Consider the following 19926-nt stretch of genomic DNA (forward strand, 5'->3'; position numbering starts at 1 on the left):
CGGAGTCCATGCCCTACACTGACGTGCAGTTCATCGGCTACCACCACCAGCTTGGCTATGACGTGAAGAACGGAGGTGGTCCCCACCGCATCTGGGGAGGGGCGTATCACCTGCTCCCCGGAGGGGGCCCCGTCTTCACCCTCTGGCAGGGCAAGGGGACGCAGTCCTACAAGGGACACCCCAATGACCGCACGGACCTGACGCACCGCTGCTCCTTCGTCAAGTCGGCCATCATGAGGGCCTCCAACAGCCCGCACCTCGACGACAGGGACTCCACGCTCAAGGTGTTCTTGATGCCGGAGTTCTTCTTCCGGGGCGCGAAGGGCGGCTACCAGTTCGACCTCATCAGCCAGGTGCTCTCGGACTTCCGTCGGTGGACCTTCAACGCGCGCAATGATCGCTTCCGCGGCTGGGTGTTCGTGCTGGGGACCATCATCGGGTATCTGGACGAGTACGACGCCGTCGTCACGAATCGGAAGACCGGCGTGGAGGTCTTCAACATCGCCCTCATCCAGCAAGGCGGATACCTGAACTCCGACGGCAAGCATGATCGGCTCGTCTACAAGGAGCAGGTCTCCGGCATCGACTACATCAACGACAGCTGGATGCAGGTCGACGGACCGGGGAACGTGCTGGGCCGCGGCGACAACCGGGGCCGTATCCTCCTGGGCAACAAGAACAGGTACCGCCCCACGATTCCGACGCGGGGCTCGCATGATCCCATGTCCCAGGTGGCCACCCGGAGCGTGAACCGCAGCGAGTGGTCCACCAACCCGTTGCAGGGCGGATGCAACTTCCGTCTGGGCGCCCGTGGAGAGGCCATCAACGAGGTGAGCTTCGGCGTGGAGGTGTGCCTGGACCACCTGTCGGCCCGGATGAAGAACACGGACGAGGCCGAGACCATCGGAGAGATTGAGCCGATGATCCAGCTCATCCCCTCCGCGGGCATGGACATCAAGGACAACGCCGTCGCCGTGACGGACACGGGCTATGTCTTCAACGTCGACGGGCTGAGGACTCCCGGGAGCACGCCCCCCGCCATCGAGCTGAAGCGATGGGACGCGGGCACGAGCACCACGGCGGCGCTGGAGGGCCTGGGGAGCTTCGCTGTCCACAGCGTCCCCAACCCCGTGGTGGGTGGAGTGCCGCTCAACCCCCTCACCTACTTCGCGTCGGCGGGCAATCTGAAGATCTACCGCGCCCGCCCCATGCCGCCCCAGGTCACCGTCGAGAGCCCGCTCGCCGCCCTGTTCGGCCCCTGAGGTCCGCCCGAGCCCCCCGGTGTGCCGCGCCAGCGGGGCTCGGAGGCTCAGGCCTTCGACGGGCGCTTGAGGCCCGGCGCGGTGGCCGTCCTCGCGCCGAGCTCCGCCTCCGCGCGGCCCTCGGCCTCGGACTTCAGCGCGGCCTCGGACGTAGGAGCCCGGGCCTGGGCCTCCGCTTCGGCCTTCGCCTGGGTGGACTCGACCTGGGCCTTGGCCTCCGCCTCCGCCTTCGCCTGGGCGGACTCCGCCTGCGCCTTCGCGGACTCGACCTGGGCCCGCGCGGCCGCCTCGCCCGCGGCCAGCTTCTGCTCCACCGAGGACGCCGTCGGAATCGGCCGCGCCTCCAGCGCATCCAGCTCCGCGTTCACGCTGCTCGTCGTCGCGTCGACCTGGGACTTCAACGTCGCGCGCGTCGAGATGACCTGGTCCTCGGCCGAGGCTCGCGCGGTCTCCACCTGCGCCTGCGCGGCCTGCGCGCCCGCGTCCACCTGCTCCTGCAGCGTGGGCAGTTGGGACTTCACCTGCGTCTTCACCGCGTCCACGCGCGCGGCCATCTGGTCCTGCACCGTCGTCACCTGGGCGATGGCCTGGTCCTTCGCCGTGCCCACCTGGGTGACGGCGGCCGCGACGGCCTGGTCCATCTGCGCGCTGACGGGCTCGACCTGCTGGAGGACGGTCTGCTTGAGCGTGTCCACCTGCTGGACCAGCTGCTTCTGCACCGTCTCCACCTGCGCGAGCGCCTGCGTGCGCACCTGGTCCACCTGGGTGAGCACCTGGTCCTGGAGCGTGCCCATCTGCGTCGTCATCTGCGTGGAGAACGTGCCCAGCTGCGTGGTGATCTGCGTCACCACCTGCTGGATGGCCTGCACCGCGGGCGTCACCAGGGGCTTGGGCAGGTTCGCCGCGGGAATGGCATCCAGGAGCGTGTTCACCTTGGTGAGCAGCGCCTCCAGCGAACCAACGAGCGTCTGGTACAGCGTCTGGAGTTGCTCCAGCACCGCGGGCAGCGGCGTGAAGAGGGCCAGCACCTGCTCCTTGAGCGCGGCGAGCTTCTCCACGACGGCGTCCAGCGTCGCCATCGCCGTGTCCACCGCCATCTTCAGCGGCTCGCGGATGGCGGCGACCGAGGCCAGCGCGCCCGCGACCAGCGTCTCCAGCGCCTCGTTGGCCTGCTTGATGAGCGAGTCCACCTGCGCCTGCGCGGGGACGATGGCCTTCTCCACCGCCTCCACCTGCCCCGTCAGCGACTGCACCTGCGTGGACAACGTCGCCTCGAGCGCTCCCAGTGACGTCGCCGCGCCGTCCTTCGCGGACGTCAGCGAGCCCCCCGCCCCACCCTCCAGGCTCGCGAGGCTCGACGCCATCGACTGGGACGTGCCATCCACCCGGGAGCGCAGCGGCGCCAGCTGCTCGCGCATCCGCTCCGCCTCCGGATGCTTCGTCGCCGCGAGCTTCGCGTCGAGCGCGTCGATGCGCGCGAGCAGCCCCGTCAGCGGAGGCTCCAGCTCCGGACGAATCGAGGCGATGAGCGCGGTGACGCCCTCCGCCATGGACTCGATGGCCGAGCGTGCGTCACCGATGCGGGCCACGCCCCCCGAGCCCGTCGTCTCCAGGTCTCCCCGCAGCTCCGCCAGCGTGCCCAGCAGTGCCTTCACGACTCGACCCCCATTCCCGGAGAATCACCCCATCGCGCGAGTGTCGTCACTTGAGCTGCTCCAGCGCCGCGCGGGCCTCGGAGGCCGCGCGGGTGAGCGAGGACGTGCGTCCCTCCAGCCCGGAGAGCGCGCCCTTGAGCTCGGCCTTCGCCTCGGAGACCTTCGCGGAGACCTCGGCCTGCGCGGACTCGAGCGCCGCCTGCGTCTCGGACGACGCCCCGTCCAGCTTCGCCTGCGAGCTGCCCGAGGCCACCCGGTACGCGGCGGTCGTCTCCCCCATCGCGCCGCCGACCCCCGCCGAGAGGTCCGCGCGCGCGGTCTCCACCTGCGGCGAGACATCGAACGTGGGCGTGACGGACGCGGCGCCGGGCAGCTCCTTCGTCCGGAACATCATCGTGCCCTCGGCCATGCGCACCGTCTCGGTGTCCGGCCCCGAGGTGCGCTCCAGGTGCCACACGGGCTTCATGTCCTGGAAGTCGTGGACGATGGACGTCTGGCTGGTGTCGTTCTTCCCCAGGAGGATGCCGTCCCCCTGTCCGTCCTGCGGCAGTCGCGCCGCGTCCGCCCAGTCCAGGTGACGGTGGAGCTCCGCCCGGTCGAAGTGCAGCGCCACCAGCACGCGCGCGTTCTTGTACGGCGGGAAGTAGAAGTGGCCCGGGAAGAAGCCCGGCTCCGCCGGCACGCTCACGTCCTTGTTCCACAGCGGCACCGTCACGCGCCACGTGAGCACCGACGTCTTCTTGTCCTCGGACAGCAGGTAGATGCGGTCCTTCTCCCCGCCTCCGGGGCTGAGCACCTTGCCCTCGACGTGGATGGGATAGCGAGGCGCGTGGTGCGCGGGCAGCGACACCGTCGTGTCCGAAGCGCGCTCCGCCAACAGCGACATCTCCACCTCGAACCCCGTGTCCTTCAGCTGCAGCCCCGCGTGTGGCCCCTCATCGAGCGTCCGCGCCGACAAGGAGAGCTCCACCACGCGGAGGTCCTCGCCGCTCCCCACCACCGAGGCGCCCCACAGCGGCCCCTCCAACCGCAGCCCGGCCCACGGGCTCACCGGCACGGTGGGAAAGTGGCCGAACGTCATCCGGTACCTGCGCTGCGGGACGCGCAGCCGGTTGACCTCGAGCGCCTGGCGCTGCTCCACCACGGACACGATGGGCGTGCGCACCAGGTGGTCCTGATGGATGCCCGCGACGCCCGCGCCCTTGCTCGCGGGGACCTCCAGCGTGGAGGACTTGAGCGTGGAGGCGTTGAGCACCCGCGCCGCGTTGCGAGGGATGGCGGGGAGGACCACGTCCAGCCGCTCCACCTTCGTGCGCGACAGCGGCTTCGCGCCGCTCACCGGAGGCTTGCGTCCCCACAGCCCGTACTGGTCCTTCACGCAGTCATAGGCCCACACACCGCCCCGCGTGTCCGCGAGCCACGCGACGAAGTCGTACAGGCCCACGCCCGGCGCGTCCTCGCCCAGCGCCAGGCACACCAGGGGCCGCTTCTCGTCGAGCACGTCCCAGTCGAAGTCGAAGGTGAACGCCCCCGCGGTGTGCTCCGTCAACAGCGTCTTCAGCGCGAAGTCCGTGCGCAGCTCCGTGGGGCGGTGCTGGCGCCAGAGCACGCGCGCGGCGTCCTCGAACACCACGGTGTAGCGCCGGAAGCGCACCGGCGCGCCGCCCACCGGGCCATGGGTCCGGGCCTCCAGCGAGCGCTCCCGGGCCAGGCCATGGAGGATGAGCGGCTTGGGTGGGGGCTGGGGGACGGGGTAGCCGCCGGAGATGGACAGCTTCACGTCCAGGAGGTCCGGGGTGGCGAAGGCCGTGAAGAGCGGCCCGTCGTCCTTCTCCAGACCGGTCCAGAAGCTCACCTCCGCGGTGAACCCATGGGGCTGGAGGTCCACGGAGAAGGCCTCCACCTGCCCCCCCGGGATGACGAAGGACTGCCCGCCCAGGGTCAGGGTGAGGGACAGCGCGAGTCGTTCCTGGAAGGCCATGCGCCGGCCTGCACTTGCCCTTTCCGTGCCAGCGCTTCCCCTGGGGAGGACCCCGCCTGGCCGACGCTCCTGCGGTCCTCCCGGACGCAGCCGCGTTCCGCCGGTACGCAGCCCGGACCCTCCCCCGGGGTGCTCGCGACACGCCCCCTCCCGCGTGCCTCCTTGGTACGTGCCTTGCTCTCAGGCCGAGCCGGCGTGTGGCCGCGGGCTGTCTCCCGCATGAGCACCAATGTCGGTCATGCGCCATGGGACGCGGATGAGTGGGTGGTGCCTCACGTGGCAACGGATGGGGACGCTGGCGCTGCTGCTGCTGGCGCCCGGCGCGTTCGCCCAGGAGCCGGCGGCCCTGCCCGCCTTCTTGATGGAGCGGCTGGAGATCAACCCAGGTCCTGGCCCCCTCGCGACGGGCGGTGGCACCGTGCTGCGCGCGGCCGAGCTCCGGGTGCTCATCCTGGGGCACTACCAGCACGAGCCCATGACCCTCAACGCGAAGGGCGAGACGATGCCCATCCTGACGAGCCGCACGACGGGCGTGCTCGCGGTGGCGCTCGGCTTGAGCTCGCGGCTGCAGATCGACGCGCGAATCCCGGTGCTGACCCAGCGCGAGGGAGACGACCTGGCCTCGCAGGGGCTGCTGGGGCCCACGCGGCACGGCGTGGGCTCTCCGCGCGTGGGCGCGCGGGTGGGCCTGTTGCGCACGGAGGAGGACGACGCGGTGGACCTCGCCTCGGAGGTGAGCGTCTATCTGCCGTTCGGGACGCAGGGCGCGTTCGCGCGGGGCGCCGACACGAGCATCCTGGCGCGCGTCATGGTGGGCGGCATGCTGGGCTCCATCCTGGCGCCGTCGTTCGAGCTGGGCGTGCTGGTCCGGCGCGGAGTCACCATCGAGGTCCCCACGCTGGAGGCGCGCGAGCTGGGCAGCGAGCTGCGCCTGGGCGCGGGCCTGATGACCACGGGGGCGCCGCTGCGCGCGGAGGTGGCGATCAACGCGGCGCTCTCCTGGAAGCAGGCGCGGGGCGCGGTGGAGGTGCTGGGCGGCGCGCGCTATGCGCCGCGCGAGGGCGTGGAGCTGTTCGCGCTGGGGGGCCTGGGCTTCGGCTCGGAGCCGGGCATCCCGCTGTTCCGCCTGGTCGCCGGCGTGGCGTTCAACTCGCTGCTGGGCGAGGACACGCGGCCCGACAGTGACACGAGCATCGTGCACGAGTCCGTGCCGCTGCCCACGCCCGCGCCGAACCGGCGCGTGTCGGACATGCAGGGCTCGATGATTCCCAACCCCGGCGAGGCCTCGCCCGTCGCGAACGTGTCCCGGGACAAGTTCGTGCTCGACGGCCGCGTGTACTTCCGCGTCGGGAGCGCGGAGCTGCCCGAGTCCTCGCCGGACCTGGAGCGCGCCGTGGAGCTGATGCTGACCAACCCGTCGGTGAAGCTGATGACGGTGGATGGACACACGGACGACTCGGCCACGGAGACCTTCAACCCACGGCTGGGTCGCGCCCGCGCGGAGGCCGTGTGGCGCTACCTGGTGGAGCGTGGTGTCTCTCCCCAGAAGCTGCGATTGCGGAGCTATGGCCCGGAGCATCCCGCACAGAGCAACGGAACCGTCGAGGGGCGCGAGAAGAACCGCCGGGTCGAGCTCCTCCTCATGCTGCCGACGAACCTGGAAGCCACGCCATGAAATCACTGAGATGGTTGCACCTTCTGACCTGCGTCGTGGCGTTGGGCGCGCACTCCGCGTTCGCCGAAGCGGATGTCTTCGGCCTGGGCGAGGCGCGGGACGAGTCCCTCACGGTCCCCGCCAACTCGAGTCAGGTCGTCAATCACTACGCGGCGGTGACGGGCCCGGTGCGCAAGGGCGACCGCCAGCTGCGCGTGGAGACGCTCGAGGGCTTCGCCGCGGGCGACCTGGTGATGGTGTTGCAGAGCGCGGACGCGGGTCCCGTGGCCGCCCTGTCGCTCTCCACCTTCACGTACGGTCCGCGCGAGGAGAGCCCGCTGGGCCAGTGGGAGCTGGCGCGGGTGTCGCGCGCGAAGGACGGCGTGCTGCTGCTCGCGCGTCCGGTGCTCAATGACTTCGCCTTCCCGGGCACGCAGGTCATCCGCGTGCCGGAGTTCCAGGCCGTCACCATCCACCCCACGGGCGAAGTGAGGGCGCGCGCCTGGAATGGTTCGTCCGGCGGCGTGGTGGCCTTCCTCGTCGCGGACACGCTGCACAACAACGGCGTCATCACCGCGAGCGGCGCGGGCCCGCAGAGCGGCTCGACGAGCGGCGGCGGCGTGGTCTTCTTCCGCGCGCGCAAGCTCACGGGCGCGGGGCGCATCGAGGCCGACGCGCGGGCCTGGCCGTGGGAGCTGGAGGGGCTCACCCAGGGCGGCGCGGGCGGCAGCATCTCCGCGCGGCTGGTGGAGAGCGCGGACTGTGAGGCGCTGCTGGCGAGGAGCGCGGGCAGCGTGCTGCTGCAGGCCGCGAACCTCCGGGGCTGCCCGGTGTTCGTGGCGTCGGAGGTCTCGGGCGCCAAGGCCTCGGCGGCGCGCGCCGGGGAGGAAGGTGGCGCGACGCTTCTGGAGCACGGGCTCGTCATCCCCGCGCGTCCGGTCATCACCGCGCCGGGAGACGGCGCCAACGTGAAGGCCCAGTCCCCGCGCGTCACGGGCATCGCGGACCCGGGCGCCACCGTGCACGTGAAGCTGGGCAACACCGACCAGCCCACCACGCCCGAGCGCGAGCTGCCCGCCTCGGTGGTCAGCGAGTCCGGCGCGTTCTCCATCGAGGTGCCCGGCCGCCTGGAGGATGGCCTGTACGCCGTCACGGCGCACACGGAGCTGGAGGGGCTCGCGAGCCCCACGAGCGACCCGGTCTACTTCTCCGTGGAGGCGCTGCTCGCCCCCGCGGCGCCCGTCATCGAGGTGCCCCTGGCGAACGCGAAGGTGGGCGTGGCCGGCACGGGCTTCTCCGGCACCGCGGAGACGGACAGCACGGTGACCGTCACGATCGGCACGCTCGAGTGGCAGGCCCTCACGGGCGCGGATGGCCGGTGGTCGGTGCCGACGACGACGGACCTCGATGACGGCACGCACACCGCCTCCGTCACCGCCACGAACGAGGACAACGAGACGGGGCCGGCCGCGACCGTCACCTTCACCGTCGACACGACGCCGCCGGTCGTGCCCGTCATCTCCACCCCGGCCGCGAACGCCCAGGTGGGCACCGCCGGCACGGGCTTCTCCGGCACCGCCGAGGCGGGCAGCACGGTGAAGGTCACGGTCAATGGCATCACGTGGACCACCACGGCGGCCGTGGGTGGGGCCTGGTCCATCGCCGCCCAGACGACCATCGCGGAGGGCAGCCGCACCGCCTCCGTCACCGCCACCGACGCCACCGGCAACATCAGTCCGGCGGCGACGGTCACCTTCACCGTCGACCGGACGCCGCCAGGCGCGCCCGTCATCTCCACGCCGCTCGCGAACACCCAGGTGGGCACCGCGGGCACGGGCTTCTCCGGCACCGCCGAGCCGAACAGCACCGTGACGGTCACGGTCAATGGCACCTCGTGGACCGCCACGACGACCGCGGGCGGCACCTGGTCCGTGCCGACGAAGACGACCATCGCGGAGGGCAGCCGCACCGCCTCCGTCACCGCCAGGGACGCGGCGGGCAACACCAGCACCGCGGCGTCCGTCAGCTTCACCGTCGACACCACGGCTCCGGACAGGCCCGTCGTCACGACGCCCGCCGCGGGCTCCACCGTGGGCACGGCCGGCACGGGCTTCTCCGGCACCGCCGAGGCGGGCAGCACCGTGACGGTCACCGTCAGCGGAGAGTCGTGGACGGCCACCACCACGGCCGGTGGCGCCTGGTCCATCCCCACGCAGACGACCCTTCCGGCGGGCAGCCAGACCGCCTCCGTCACCGCCACCGACGCCGCGGGCAACGACAGCACCGCGAGGACGGTCACCTTCACCGTCGACAAGACGCCCCCCGCCGCGCCGGTCATCAGCGCGCCCGCCGAGGACGCCGTGGTCGGTCCGACGGGGCTGACCTTCTCGGGAACGGCCACCGCCACCCATCAGGTGCGGGTGAGCCTGGATGGAAACGCGGTCGACACCGTCACCGTGCCCGCCAACGGGCGCTGGAGCGTGCCGGCCAACAGCACGCCCGCCAACGGAAGCCACGTCGTCACCGCCACCGCCACCAACAACATCGGCAACACCAGCGCCACCACCACGCGCAACTTCACCGTCGATGCGACGCCTCCGGCGGCGCCCGTCGTCACCACGCCCACCGCGGGTCAGGTGGTGGGCACGGCCGGCACGGGCTTCTCCGGCACCGCCGAGGCAGGCAGCACGGTGACCGTCACGGTCAACGGCACCTCGTGGACGGCCACGGCCGCGGCCAACGGCGCCTGGTCCGTTCCGACGAAGACGACCATCGCGGAGGGCAGCCGCACCGCCTCCGTCACGGCCACGGACACGTTCGGCAACGTCAGCGTGGCGACGACGGTCGCCTTCACCGTCGACCTCACGGCGCCGGCGAGGCCCGTCGTCACGACGCCCGTGGAGGGCTCCACCGTGGGCATGGCCGGCACGGGCTTCTCCGGCACCGCCGAGGCGGGCAGCACGGTGACGGTCACGGTGGGCGCCCAGACGTGGACGGCCACGGCCGCCGTGGGGGGCGCCTGGTCCGTCCCCGTCCAGACGGACATCCCCGCGGGGTCCCGCGTCGCGTCCGTCACCGCCACCGACGCCGCGGGCAACGTCAGCGCCGCGAGGACGGTCAACTTCACCGTCAACAAGACGCCCGCCAGCGCGCCCACCATCACCACGCCCACCACCGCGACGCCCGTGGGTCCGGTGGGGCTGACCATCTCGGGGACGGCCACCGCCACCAACCGCGTGACGGTGAACCTGGACGGCAACCTGGTCGACACCGTCACCGCCGCGGCCAACGGGCTGTGGAGCGTGACGGTCAGCAGCACCCTCAGCGAGGGCCAGCACACCGTCACCGCCCTCTCCACCGATGGGATTGGCAACACCAGCTCCACCACCACGCGCACCTTCACCGTCGACGCGACGGCTCCCGCCGTGCCCGTCGTCACGACGCCCGCGCCGGGCACCCGCGCGGGCCGGAGCGGAATCAGCTTCTCCGGCACCGCGGAGGTGGGCAGTCAGGTGCGGGTCACCGTCGGCAGCGCGTCGTGGACGGCCACGGCCGCCGCCAACGGCGCCTGGTCCGTCCCCGCGCAGACGACCATCGCGGATGGCAGCCAAACCGCCTCCATCACCGCCACGGACACCGCCGGCAACGTCAGCGAGGCGACGACGGTCAACTTCATCATCGACACCACGCCTCCCGGAGTGCCCGTCGTCACGACGCCCGCGGAGGGCGCCGTGGTGGGCACCGCCGGCACGGGCTTCTCCGGCACCGCGGACGCCAACAGCACCGTGAGCGTCACGGTGGGCGCCCAGACGTGGACGGCCACGACCAGCGCCGGTGGCACCTGGTCCGTCCCGGTGAAGACGAACATCCCCGAGGGCGCGCAGAGCGCCTCCGTCACCGCCTCCGACAGCCTGGGCAACGTCAGCGCCGCGAGGACGGTCACCTTCACCGTCAACAAGACGCCCGCCGTCGCGCCCACCATCACCGCCCCCGCCAACAACGCCGTGGTGGGCCCGGCCGGCACCGCGTTCACGGGAGTGGCCACGCTGGGCAACCAGGTGACGGTCCACCTGGATGATGTGCTGCTCGGCACCGTCACCGCGGCGGCCAACGGGCAGTGGACGGTGAGCTTCAGCGGAACCCTCACGGAGGGAACGCACAAGGTCACCGCCGTCGCCACCAACGAGCTGGGCAACAGCAGCTCCACCACCACGTCGAACTTCACCGTCGACCTGACGCCTCCGCCCGCGCCAGTCATCGAGACGCCCGCCACGGGCGCCCGGGTGGGCACGGCCGGCACGGGCTTCTCCGGCACCGCGGTCGCGGGCACCCTCGTGAGGGTCTCCGTCGGCAGCGCCTCGTGGACGACCACCACGGCCGCCAACGGCCGCTGGTCCATCGCCGCGCAGACGAGCCTCCCCGATGGCAGCCGCACCGCCTCCGTCACCGCCACGGACCCCGCGGGCAACACCAGCGCGGCCACGACGGTGACGTTCATCGTCGACACGGTGCCTCCGGCCGCGCCGACCATCGAGACGCCCGCCGCGGGCGCCCGGGTAGGTCCGGCGGGCACGGGCTTCTCCGGCACCGCCGAGCTGGGCACCCTGGTGACGGTCAACGTCGGCGCGCTCGCCTGGACGGCCACGACGGGCGCGGATGGCCGCTGGAGCGTCGCGACGACGACGGCCATCCCGGATGGCGCGCAGACGGCCTCCGTCACCGCCACCGACGAGACCGGCAACGTCAGCGGAGCGACGGAGGTCCTCTTCAACGTCGACACCCAGAGGCCGGCGCTGCCCCTGGTGGAGATCCCCGCCGAGGGGGCCCACGTGGGCCCCGCGGGGACGGGCTTCTCCGGCACCGCCGAGGCGAACAGCACGGTGAAGGTCGTCGTGGGCGCGCTCGAGTGGACGACCACCGCGGCCGCCAACGGCCGCTGGTCCATCCCGACGAGGACGGACATCCCCGAGGGCGCTCGCACCGCGTCCGTCACCGCCACCGATGCCACCGGCAACGTCAGCGACGCGCGTGAGGTCCACTTCACCATCGACAAGACGGCGCCGAGCGAGCCGGTCATCGTGACGCCCGCCGCGGGCGCCCGGGTGGGCACGGCTGGCACGGGCTTCTCCGGCACCGCCGAGGCCGGCAGCACGGTGAAGGTCGTCGTGGGCGCGCTCAACTGGAGCACCACGACCAGCTCGGATGGCGAATGGGCCATCGCGCCGGTGACGACCCTCGCGGATGGAAACCGCACCGCGTCCGTCACCGCCACCGACGCCGCGGGCAACGTCAGCGCCGCCGTGACGCGCTCCTTCACCGTCGACACCACGCCGCCCGCCATCCCCGTCATCGAGACGCCCATCGGAGGCGCCCAGATTGGCGTCGCGGGCACGGGCTTCTCCGGCACGGCCGAGGCCGGCAGCACGGTGAAGGTCGTCGTGGGCGCGCTCAACTGGAGCACCACCGCGGGCCCTGACACCCGGTGGACCGTCTCCGTGCAGACGAACATCCCGGATGGCAGCCGCACCGCCTCCGTCACCGCCACCGACGCCACCGGCAACGTCAGCAGCGCCGCCCAGGTCACGTTCAACGTGGACACGACGAAGCCCGACGTGCCCGTCATCGTGACGCCCGCCAACGCGGCCCGGGTGGGCGTCGCCGGCACGGCCTTCAGCGGCACCGCCGAGCCGGCGAGCCGGGTGGACGTCGTCGTGGGCACGCTGTCGTGGACGACCACGACCGCCGCCGACGGGCAGTGGACGATCCCGACGAAGACCAACATCCCGGACGGCGAGCACACCGCGGTGGTCACCGCCACCGACGCGCTCAACAACAAGAGCGACCCGGCGACGCGCATCTTCTCCGTCGACACCACGCCTCCGGCGAAGCCCATCATCACCACCCCCAGGGCCGACACCGTCGTGGGGACCGCGGGCACGATCATCGAGGGAGAGGCGGAGGCCGGAAGCACGGTGGTCGTCACCATCAACGGTGTCGCGTCCCCCGCCGTCCAGGCCGGCGCCAGCCGCATCTGGACCCTGCCCACGCAGGTCTTCACCACCAGCGGCATCTACAACCTGAGCGTCACCGCCACCGACGCCACGGGGAACAAGAGCGACGCCACCGTCGACACGTTCCGGGTGGACGTCACCCCGCCGAACCCGCCCGTCATCCTGCTGCCGAACTCCGGCATCCTGGTGGGCAGCGCGGGCGTGGACTTCTCGGGGACGGCCGAGGCGGGAAGCACCGTGGAGCTCTTCATCGAGGGCAACCTCCGCGTCAACGCGCGGGTGGTGGCGGGCTCCAATGGGACGTGGATCATGACCAGGGTCACCACCATCCCCGGGGGCGAGCACACGGTGACGGCCAAGTCGACGGATGCCGCGGGCAACATCAGCGCCGCGTCCAATGGCATCGACCTGGAGGTCGACGTCACGCCCCCCAACCGCCCCACCATCACCTATCCCGTGGACGGGACGGCCATCACCTCCGCGCGCCCCACCATCACCGGCACGGGGGACGTGGGAACCACCATCATCCTCGCCATCGACGGTGACGAGCGCGGCAGCACGCTGACCACGACGGTGGGAGAGGGCGGGACCTGGTCCTTCACCTCGCCCTCGCTGTCGCAGGGCCCCCACGACCTCACCGCAAGGGCGCGGGACACGGCGGCGAACCTGAGCGAGCCGTCCCTCCCGGTCCGCTTCACGGTGGACTCCGGCTTCAACCCTCCGCTGGTCGTCGCGTCGCCCAAGGAGGGGGATGTCCTCACCCTGGCCAGGCCGCGCTTCATGGGGACCTCGGAGCCGAACAGCATCATCACCATCACCCTGGACGGCAAGCCGCTGCCGAGCGTCACCGCGGACGCCGCGAACAACTGGAGCTACGAGCCCCTGGAGCCCCTGGCCAACGGCGTCCACGAGTTCTCCGTGGAGGCGCGGGACGCGGCGGGCAACACGGCGCGGATGGCCGTGCGCAGGTTCACCCTGGACCTGGAGGACCCCACGCCTCCCGTGCTGCTGTCGCCGGCGCCGGGCGCGCTGCTGCGCTCCCGCCGGCCCTCGATTCGAGGCACCGCCCAGCCCCAGTGCCGGCTCACCGTCCACCTGAACGACCAACCCCAGACGCCCACCATCACCGTCAACGGCGCGGGTGAGTGGTCCTTCACCCCCACCGCCGACCTGACCGAGGGCGCGTACACCGTCACGGCGGACTGCCTGGATGCGTTCGACCGGCGCGGAGAGAAGGCCGAGGCGCGCACCTTCACGGTGGACGCCACCGCGCCGGGAGCGCCGCTCATCATCACGCCGACGGAGGGCAGCATCCTCGGCCGGAGCTTCGATACCGTCACCGGCACGGCCGAGGCGGGCACGACGCTCACCGCGGAGCTCAACGGCCTGGTGGTGGGCACCGCCATGGCCAATGATAGAGGCGAGTGGACGCTCGTCGTGGACAAGGCCACGGTGCACGGAGACCAGGCCCTGCGCGTGTACTCGGTGGATGCCGCGGGCAACACGGGCACCCGCTCCGACCCGCGCCTGTTCCGGTTGGACTTCATCCCCCCCGTGACGACGTTGACCGGCGGCCCCACGGGCACCAGCACGCTCGCCAACGTCACCTTCATCCTGGACACGTCCGAGGAGGTCGCCAGCTTCCGGTGCTCGGTGGATGGCAAGGACCCGGAGCCCTGCGCGAAGGAGCTCACGCTGCGCAACCTGGCGGAGGGAGACCACACGCTGGACGTCTGGGCGACGGACTTCGCGGGCAACGTGGAGGTGGCGCCCGCCCATCGCGCCTGGCACACCATCCGCCCCAGTCTGGTGGAGGGCGGCGGCGTGGGCTGCGCGTCGACGGGCGGCAGTCCCCTGGAGGTGTTCGGGTGGCTGTTGTGCGTCGCGGCGCCGGGCTTGGTGGCGATGTTCCGCCGCCGGCGCTGAACGGACGCGCGAGGCACGAGGCGCTCGCCCCAACGCACAGGGGCGAGCGCTTCACGTCACTGGATGACGAACGAGCCCACGTAGTCGTTCGTGTACCCCAGCGGGCCCTGGCCGCCGTTCATGTACCAGCCGTCGTTCAGGTAGATGCCGATGAACCAGTACGACGCGTAGACCAGGTAGGTGCCCGCCGACAGGCCGTACGTGTGGGTGACCTCCTGCTCGTGCGCGATGACGCAGTTGTCGTGCGAGTGGTGCGTCTGGTGCGTCTTCACCAGGTTGCCCAGCGTGTCGTAGATGTAGAAGTTCACCTTGGTGCTCGGCGCGACGACGCCGCTGAAGGTGAGCGAGCCACCCGGGCTCAGCGGGCTGGTGTAGCTCATCGAAACGTAGCTCGACTGCCGGCACCAGTCCCTGGGGCGCCCGTAGGCCAGCGGGTACAGGGGGATGTTGGCGTTGATGTAGACGGGCGGCGTGGTGTTCTGCACCGTGCTGATGGTGACGGGCGTGGAGCCTCCGCCGCAGCCACCGCAGCCACCTCCCCCCGGCTCCTCCTCTCCGGGGTCCGGGAGGGGCGGGAGCTCCTGCACGCTCGTGTCGAGCGAACCGGGCGCATCCTCCGGCGGGGGCTCTCCGCACGCGGTGAGCAGGGAGGCGAGGCACAGCGAGGCAAGGGCCGTACGCAACAGCTTCATGGGGTTCATCTCCGGGCTGACGCTGGCGCGCCTGTCGCGCCAGGACGCGGGACAGGCTCGGCGCCTTCGCGCCGCTCCCCCCTCGTTCACCTGGAGGTCGGCACCCGGGGATTTTCTTTGCATCGAGGGGTGACGATTTCTTCCCCCCTGCCCCGCTCAGGAGGCGCGGGAGACCGCCTGCGCCCGCGCGCGGAGGTCCGCCACCCAGGCGCGGGCCTGGTCCTCCGTGTCCACCATGCCGAACGGCGCGCTCCGCGTCCGCCCCAGCAGCAGGGAGGCGCGGCCCATCATGTTCGCCATGGTGCGCAGCGAGAAGCTCGCGCCGAAGATGACGGTGCCGGCGAAGGGCATCACCTCCGGCGTCTCGCTCAAGATGCGGCGCGCCTCGGAGGTGATGCTCGAGGTCCGCCGCGAGTCATTGATGAGATAGAGCGTGGGGTGCGTCCCGCGCAGCTCCTCGGCCACGCCGGCCAGGTCATGGATGAGCTTGACGTCGAACGGGCCCACGTTGACGAGCCGCACGATGTCCGGCGACTCGAGCCACACCTTGCTGTCACCGAACGTCCACATGCGAACCATGTCGTGTCTCCTCCAGCGGTCGCGAGGGCTTCAGCGGTGGGGGCCCGCGCCGCGGCCATTCAGGTGCAGGAAACAGTCGCGCAGGCCTTCCTTGAGGCTGCCGAGCGTCTTCACCTCCCGCAGGTCCACGCCAATCTGGACCAGCGTCTGCGCGATCGCCGGGCGGATGCCCGTCACCACGCAGTAGGCGCCGAGCAGCCGCGCCGAGCCCACCATCTTGATGAAGTGGTTGGCCGTCATCGTGTCCACCACCTCCACGCCGGTGATGTCGATGATGACGCAGCGGGCCTTGCCCTGGACCACGCGGTGCAGGAGCTGCTCGGTCATCTCCATGGCGCGCTGGGTGTCCACCACGCCGACGATGGGCAGCGTGAGGATGTCGTCCCACAGCTCGATGATGGGCGTGGACAAGTCCCGGATGGCGTCGCGCTGCCGGTCGATGGTGGACAGCTTCTCCTCCAGCTCGCGGTGGCTCGCCGCCAGGCGCGTGAGCGCCTCCTCGTGCTCGCGGCGGGTGGAGGCCAGCTCGCGCACGAAGATGTTGAGCGTCTCCTCCAGCGCCGCCAGCTCGTCCTGCTCGCGGATGTCGATGGTGGTGCGCGCGGAGGAGAACTCCCCCACCGAGATGAGCGACAGCACGTCGATGATGCGGCCGATGCGCTCGGGGGCGATGGACAGCGGAGCGGACGGGGTGTGGCTCATGGCGCCTCCTTCGGACGACGGTCAGACGACGGTGCGCGGGGACGCCGGGGCGACAAGGCCGAGCATCTCGTCGGCCAGCCGCTGCGCCTGCTCCCGCTCGGACTCCTCCGTGCGCGCGCCCACCGCCCGGACGCCGAGCAGCGCCAGGCCCTCCTCCAGCCCCAGCGCCGTCTCCACGCCGTCCAGCTGGATGCCCATGCTCTGCAGCGTGAGCGCCACGTCCGCGCCCATGCCGCACAGCACGGTGCGCGTGCCCATCAGCCGGGCCGAGCCCGCCAGCCGCGCCAGCACCGCGCACAGGTGGCTGTCCACCAGCCACAGGCCGGAGATGTCCACCACCATCCCCCTGGCGCCGGTGCGCTGGATGTCGCGCAGCACGTCCGAGCAGAGCTGCGCGGCCTGCGCGTCGGTGATGTCGCCCTGCAGGGGGACGATGAGCTGTCCCCACAGGGGGATGATGGGGATGCGCGACAGGTCACGCGAGGACAGGGGGGATTCGGGGTGGCTCATGAAGGCTCCACGTCCGCCACCAGCACGGTGGCGTCATCGGTGGCGCGGCCGAAGCGCTCCAGGAGCACCGCGCAGGCCGCGTCGGGGGGCTGGCCGCGGACCTGCTCCAGGTCCAGGCGGATGCTCAGCCCGTCTGAGAAGAGGACCAGCCGGTCCTTGGGCAACAGCGGCGTGGACACGGTGCGCAGCGTCCGGAACGACTGGCCCAGGATGCCCGGCGTGGGGAGCACCGGCACCCGCGTGCCCAGCGTGCGCAGCTCCACGTTGCCCACGCCGGCCGCGTGCAGGACGCTCCCGTCGAACAGGGCCAGCATCACCGCGGAGCCCCGGCCGTGCTTGAGCGCCACGTGCAGCGCGGCCACCAGCTCCTCCACCGAGGACGTCAGCGGCATCCGCGTCAGGCACTGCGTGGCGGCCGCCGTCGCCAGGGCCGCGGCGGGCCCGTGGCCCAGCGAGTCCACCACCGCGAGCAGCGTGACGCCCGACCCGGAGCGCACCACCACGCCGTCGCCGTTCTCCACCTCGCCCGGCTTGGGCCGCGTCAGGTGGGCGACGGCGAGCCTCACAGCCACACCTCGAACTCCACCTGCGTGCCGGCGGGGCCCGTCTTCACCTCGAACCTGTCCGCCAGCCGCTTGACGCCCAGGATGCCCAGGCCCATGCCCGTCTTGCTCCGGTAGGTGCCGGACAGCACGCGCTCCAGCTCGGGGATGCCCTTGCCCTGGTCCTCGGCGCGCACGCGCAGCAGCTTGCGCGGCGCCTGCACCGGGATGAGCTGGATGGTGCCGCCGCCGGCATAGGACACCTGGTTGCGCGCCAGCTCGCTCACCGCCGTCGCGACCTTCTGGCACTCGTAGCCGCGGCCGCCCATGGCCTCGCACAGGGCGCGCGCCGCGAGCCGCGCCTGGCTGGCGTCCGCCTCCGTGCGCACCTGATACGTCGTGGGCCGCGCCTCCACCGGAGCGCTGGACGTCGCCGAGGGCTGGCGCAGCCCCAGGCCGCTGGGCACGGTGGCCGTCGCCAGCAGCGCCTTGAGCCGCGCGGACAGGTCCGGCCGCCTCGACGGGTCCACGAAGTGCCGCGTGGCCGGCTCCAGCGCCTCGATGACCCGGGGCAGCTCCGCCGTGCCCAGCGTGTCCGCACTCAACCGCAGCGGCTCCAGCGTCCCCCTGAGCACGAGCCTCGCGGCAGTCTCCGACATGAAGTGCTGGAGGACACCGAGCAGCTGCGAACTGGTCCCACCACGACTCACCACGGCTTGCTTGCCTCCAGCTTCATGCGCTTTCGAGCGAACACTTCCAGGCCCCCGCCCTCGCGGTTGGACACACGGACCTCGTCCGTCAGTCGCCGCACCGCCGCGCCGCCCTCACCCAGGCTCTCTCCGGGCAGCGGCCCGGGCCGGCCCGCGCGCCCCAGGAAGAGCCGCTCCGGCTCCGCCATGCCCGGGCCCCTGTCGCGCGCGCGGATGCACAGCCAGCAGTCCTCGCGCCACAGCTCCACCGTGCCGCCCACCCGCGTGTGGCGCACCAGGTTGGTGGCCAGCTCGCTCACCACCACCGCCACCTCCGCGCTGGACGCCGCCGACAGCCCCGACTCGCGCGCGAAGCGCCGGCTCAAAGAGGCCGCCACCACCGCGTCCACGGGATGTCGGACGGTCACCGACAGGTGCGGGTCCAGCGAGGCGGAGGCAGGCAGAGGCGACGGCAAAGGGCTCGTTCCCGGAGTAAATCCCTTGGGATTACGCGGGTATGAGGCAACGAATCCCGAAGCCTTGTAAAGCGGTTCACAATCCACCCATGGATTGGGCTTCCGTTCTCTGGAAGAGGTGTCTAGAATCCAGGGTTTTGCTTTTTCGCTTCTGGGCTTCACCGGCTTCGGCCAGGAAGCGCTGGGATTTCCCCGCTCGGCCCCATCGCGACGGGGCGCGGAGGACCCACGCGCCCCGAGCGGGACTGCGAGCGGGAGGGCGACTCCGGGCTCAGTGGCCCTGGAGCAGGTGGACCTGCAGGTCCAGGCCCACGGCGAGCGTGGTGCCGCGAGGCAGCTCCACCCAGCTGCCGGGGCGCTGGAGGTGGCTCGCCACGATGACGGTGCGACGACGGCGGTGCGCGCCGACAGCGGGCTGGCTCTCCGGGGTGCTCGCCGTCACGCCGCAGGGCTCGCACTCCGCCCCGCCCTCCAGCCGCGAGTAGTAGAGCGGCTCCTCGCCGCAGCGGCTCGCCACGAGCAGGAGCCCGTTGGTGGCCACCAGGTTGAGCGTGGAGGCGCGGGGGATGCCCAGCTCCATGGAGCGCTTGACGACCTCGCGCGCGGTGTCCGCCAGGAGGCGTCCGGCGACCTGGGGCTCCAGGCGCGGATCATCCGTGCGGCCGACGTCGCGCAGCTGACGCAGGAAGAGCGCGAAGAGGACCTCGCTGTCGGTGCCGCCGCGCACCTGACGCTGGAGGTGCTCGGGGAGCGAGGCCATCAACGGCCCCCGGAGCTGCTCGAACCCGCTGATGGCGCCCTGATGGGCGAACAGCCACCGGCGCGAGCGGAAGGGTTGGGTGTTCTCCTCGAGCGACGCGCCCAGGGGCAGCCGGCCCGCGTGGAACAGGAGCGCTTCGGACTCGGTGGGTGGGGCGAGCGACTCCAGCGAGGGAACCTCCTCCACGTCGGCGAGCCGCCGCAGCAGGACCTCGTCCTGGGCATACGCGCCCACCCCCATCGCGTTCGCTCGAGGCTCCGTCTGGACGAGCACCTGCCCGGCGAGCCGGGAGAGCTCGCACCTCAGCAGGTTCGGGTCGGACGTGAGGGCGGCGAGGACGACGGACATGAGGGAGAACTCCTTTGCTTCATAGATAATGACGTCCCCTCCCCCCCTCAAGCCAGCGAGCCCGTCCCCTTAACAGCCCGCTAAGTGCCTGAAATGGCTGGGGTTTACATTGAACGAACATTGACACGTCGTTGGGAGG

At 71.7% G+C, this 19926-nt stretch carries 13 protein-coding genes; 3 read left to right on the forward strand and 10 right to left on the reverse strand.

Translation table 11 applies throughout. The features are described from left to right. The first annotated feature begins 8 nt into the window (after positions 1–8). Positions 9–1262: a hypothetical protein gene (locus tag VZQ01_RS02425; RefSeq protein ID WP_223746846.1), complete on the forward strand. Its 1254-nt coding sequence runs from the start codon at positions 9–11 to the stop codon at positions 1260–1262. 47 nt (positions 1263–1309) lie between these two features. Here the strand turns inward: VZQ01_RS02425 and VZQ01_RS02430 are convergent, their stop codons facing one another. Next, complete coding sequence (locus tag VZQ01_RS02430) at positions 1310–2917, reverse strand: phage tail family protein (protein ID WP_426746830.1); 1608 nt, start codon at positions 2915–2917, stop codon at positions 1310–1312. Positions 2918–2963: 46 nt separating this feature from the next. After that, the gene (locus VZQ01_RS02435) at positions 2964–4898 is read right to left on the reverse strand and encodes a hypothetical protein (RefSeq protein WP_223746844.1); all 1935 of its coding nucleotides are present in this window, start codon (positions 4896–4898) and stop codon (positions 2964–2966) included. Between the two features lie 286 nt (positions 4899–5184). On the opposite strand from VZQ01_RS02435, the gene VZQ01_RS02440 reads away from it, so the two are divergent. Both VZQ01_RS02440 and VZQ01_RS02445 read left to right on the forward strand, forming a co-directional pair. After that, complete coding sequence (locus tag VZQ01_RS02440) at positions 5185–6573, forward strand: OmpA family protein (RefSeq protein ID WP_223746843.1); 1389 nt, start codon at positions 5185–5187, stop codon at positions 6571–6573. Next, positions 6570–14489, forward strand: coding sequence for an Ig-like domain-containing protein (locus VZQ01_RS02445; protein ID WP_426746831.1), 7920 nt, complete (start codon positions 6570–6572; stop codon positions 14487–14489). The genes VZQ01_RS02440 and VZQ01_RS02445 overlap by 4 nt, the downstream gene beginning before the upstream one ends. Before the next feature lie 56 nt (positions 14490–14545). On the opposite strand, the gene VZQ01_RS02450 is transcribed toward VZQ01_RS02445, so the two are convergent. The 8 genes from VZQ01_RS02450 to VZQ01_RS02485 all read right to left on the reverse strand — a co-directional run bounded on the left by VZQ01_RS02450 (position 14546) and on the right by VZQ01_RS02485 (position 19787). Beyond that, complete coding sequence (locus VZQ01_RS02450) at positions 14546–15181, reverse strand: hypothetical protein (protein ID WP_223746841.1); 636 nt, start codon at positions 15179–15181, stop codon at positions 14546–14548. A gap of 156 nt (positions 15182–15337) precedes the next feature. Next, entirely contained in the window at positions 15338–15760 is a 423-nt protein-coding gene (locus VZQ01_RS02455; RefSeq protein ID WP_223746840.1) for a hypothetical protein, read from the reverse strand. Between the two features lie 30 nt (positions 15761–15790). Further along, positions 15791–16462 carry an STAS domain-containing protein gene (locus VZQ01_RS02460; RefSeq protein WP_426746832.1) on the reverse strand — a complete coding sequence of 224 codons (672 nt, stop codon included), beginning with the start codon at positions 16460–16462 and terminating at the stop codon, positions 15791–15793. A gap of 21 nt (positions 16463–16483) precedes the next feature. Beyond that, positions 16484–16972, reverse strand: coding sequence for an STAS domain-containing protein (locus VZQ01_RS02465; protein WP_223782960.1), 489 nt, complete (start codon positions 16970–16972; stop codon positions 16484–16486). After that, positions 16969–17544 carry a SpoIIE family protein phosphatase gene (locus VZQ01_RS02470; protein ID WP_426746833.1) on the reverse strand — a complete coding sequence of 192 codons (576 nt, stop codon included), beginning with the start codon at positions 17542–17544 and terminating at the stop codon, positions 16969–16971. The genes VZQ01_RS02465 and VZQ01_RS02470 overlap by 4 nt, the downstream gene beginning before the upstream one ends. Further along, positions 17535–18224 (reverse strand): ATP-binding protein, encoded by a 690-nt coding sequence (locus VZQ01_RS02475; RefSeq protein WP_426748920.1) that lies wholly within the window; start codon positions 18222–18224, stop codon positions 17535–17537. Before VZQ01_RS02475 ends, VZQ01_RS02470 begins: the two co-directional genes overlap by 10 nt. Then, positions 18221–18679 (reverse strand): ATP-binding protein, encoded by a 459-nt coding sequence (locus VZQ01_RS02480; RefSeq protein WP_223782962.1) that lies wholly within the window; start codon positions 18677–18679, stop codon positions 18221–18223. Before VZQ01_RS02480 ends, VZQ01_RS02475 begins: the two co-directional genes overlap by 4 nt. 271 nt (positions 18680–18950) lie before the next feature. Further along, positions 18951–19787, reverse strand: a complete 837-nt coding sequence (locus tag VZQ01_RS02485; RefSeq protein WP_426746834.1) for a class II glutamine amidotransferase — start codon at positions 19785–19787, stop codon at positions 18951–18953. Positions 19788–19926: the final 139 nt, after the last annotated feature.

Source organism: Myxococcus faecalis (genome assembly GCF_050039385.1).
Lineage (GTDB): Bacteria > Myxococcota > Myxococcia > Myxococcales > Myxococcaceae > Myxococcus > Myxococcus fulvus.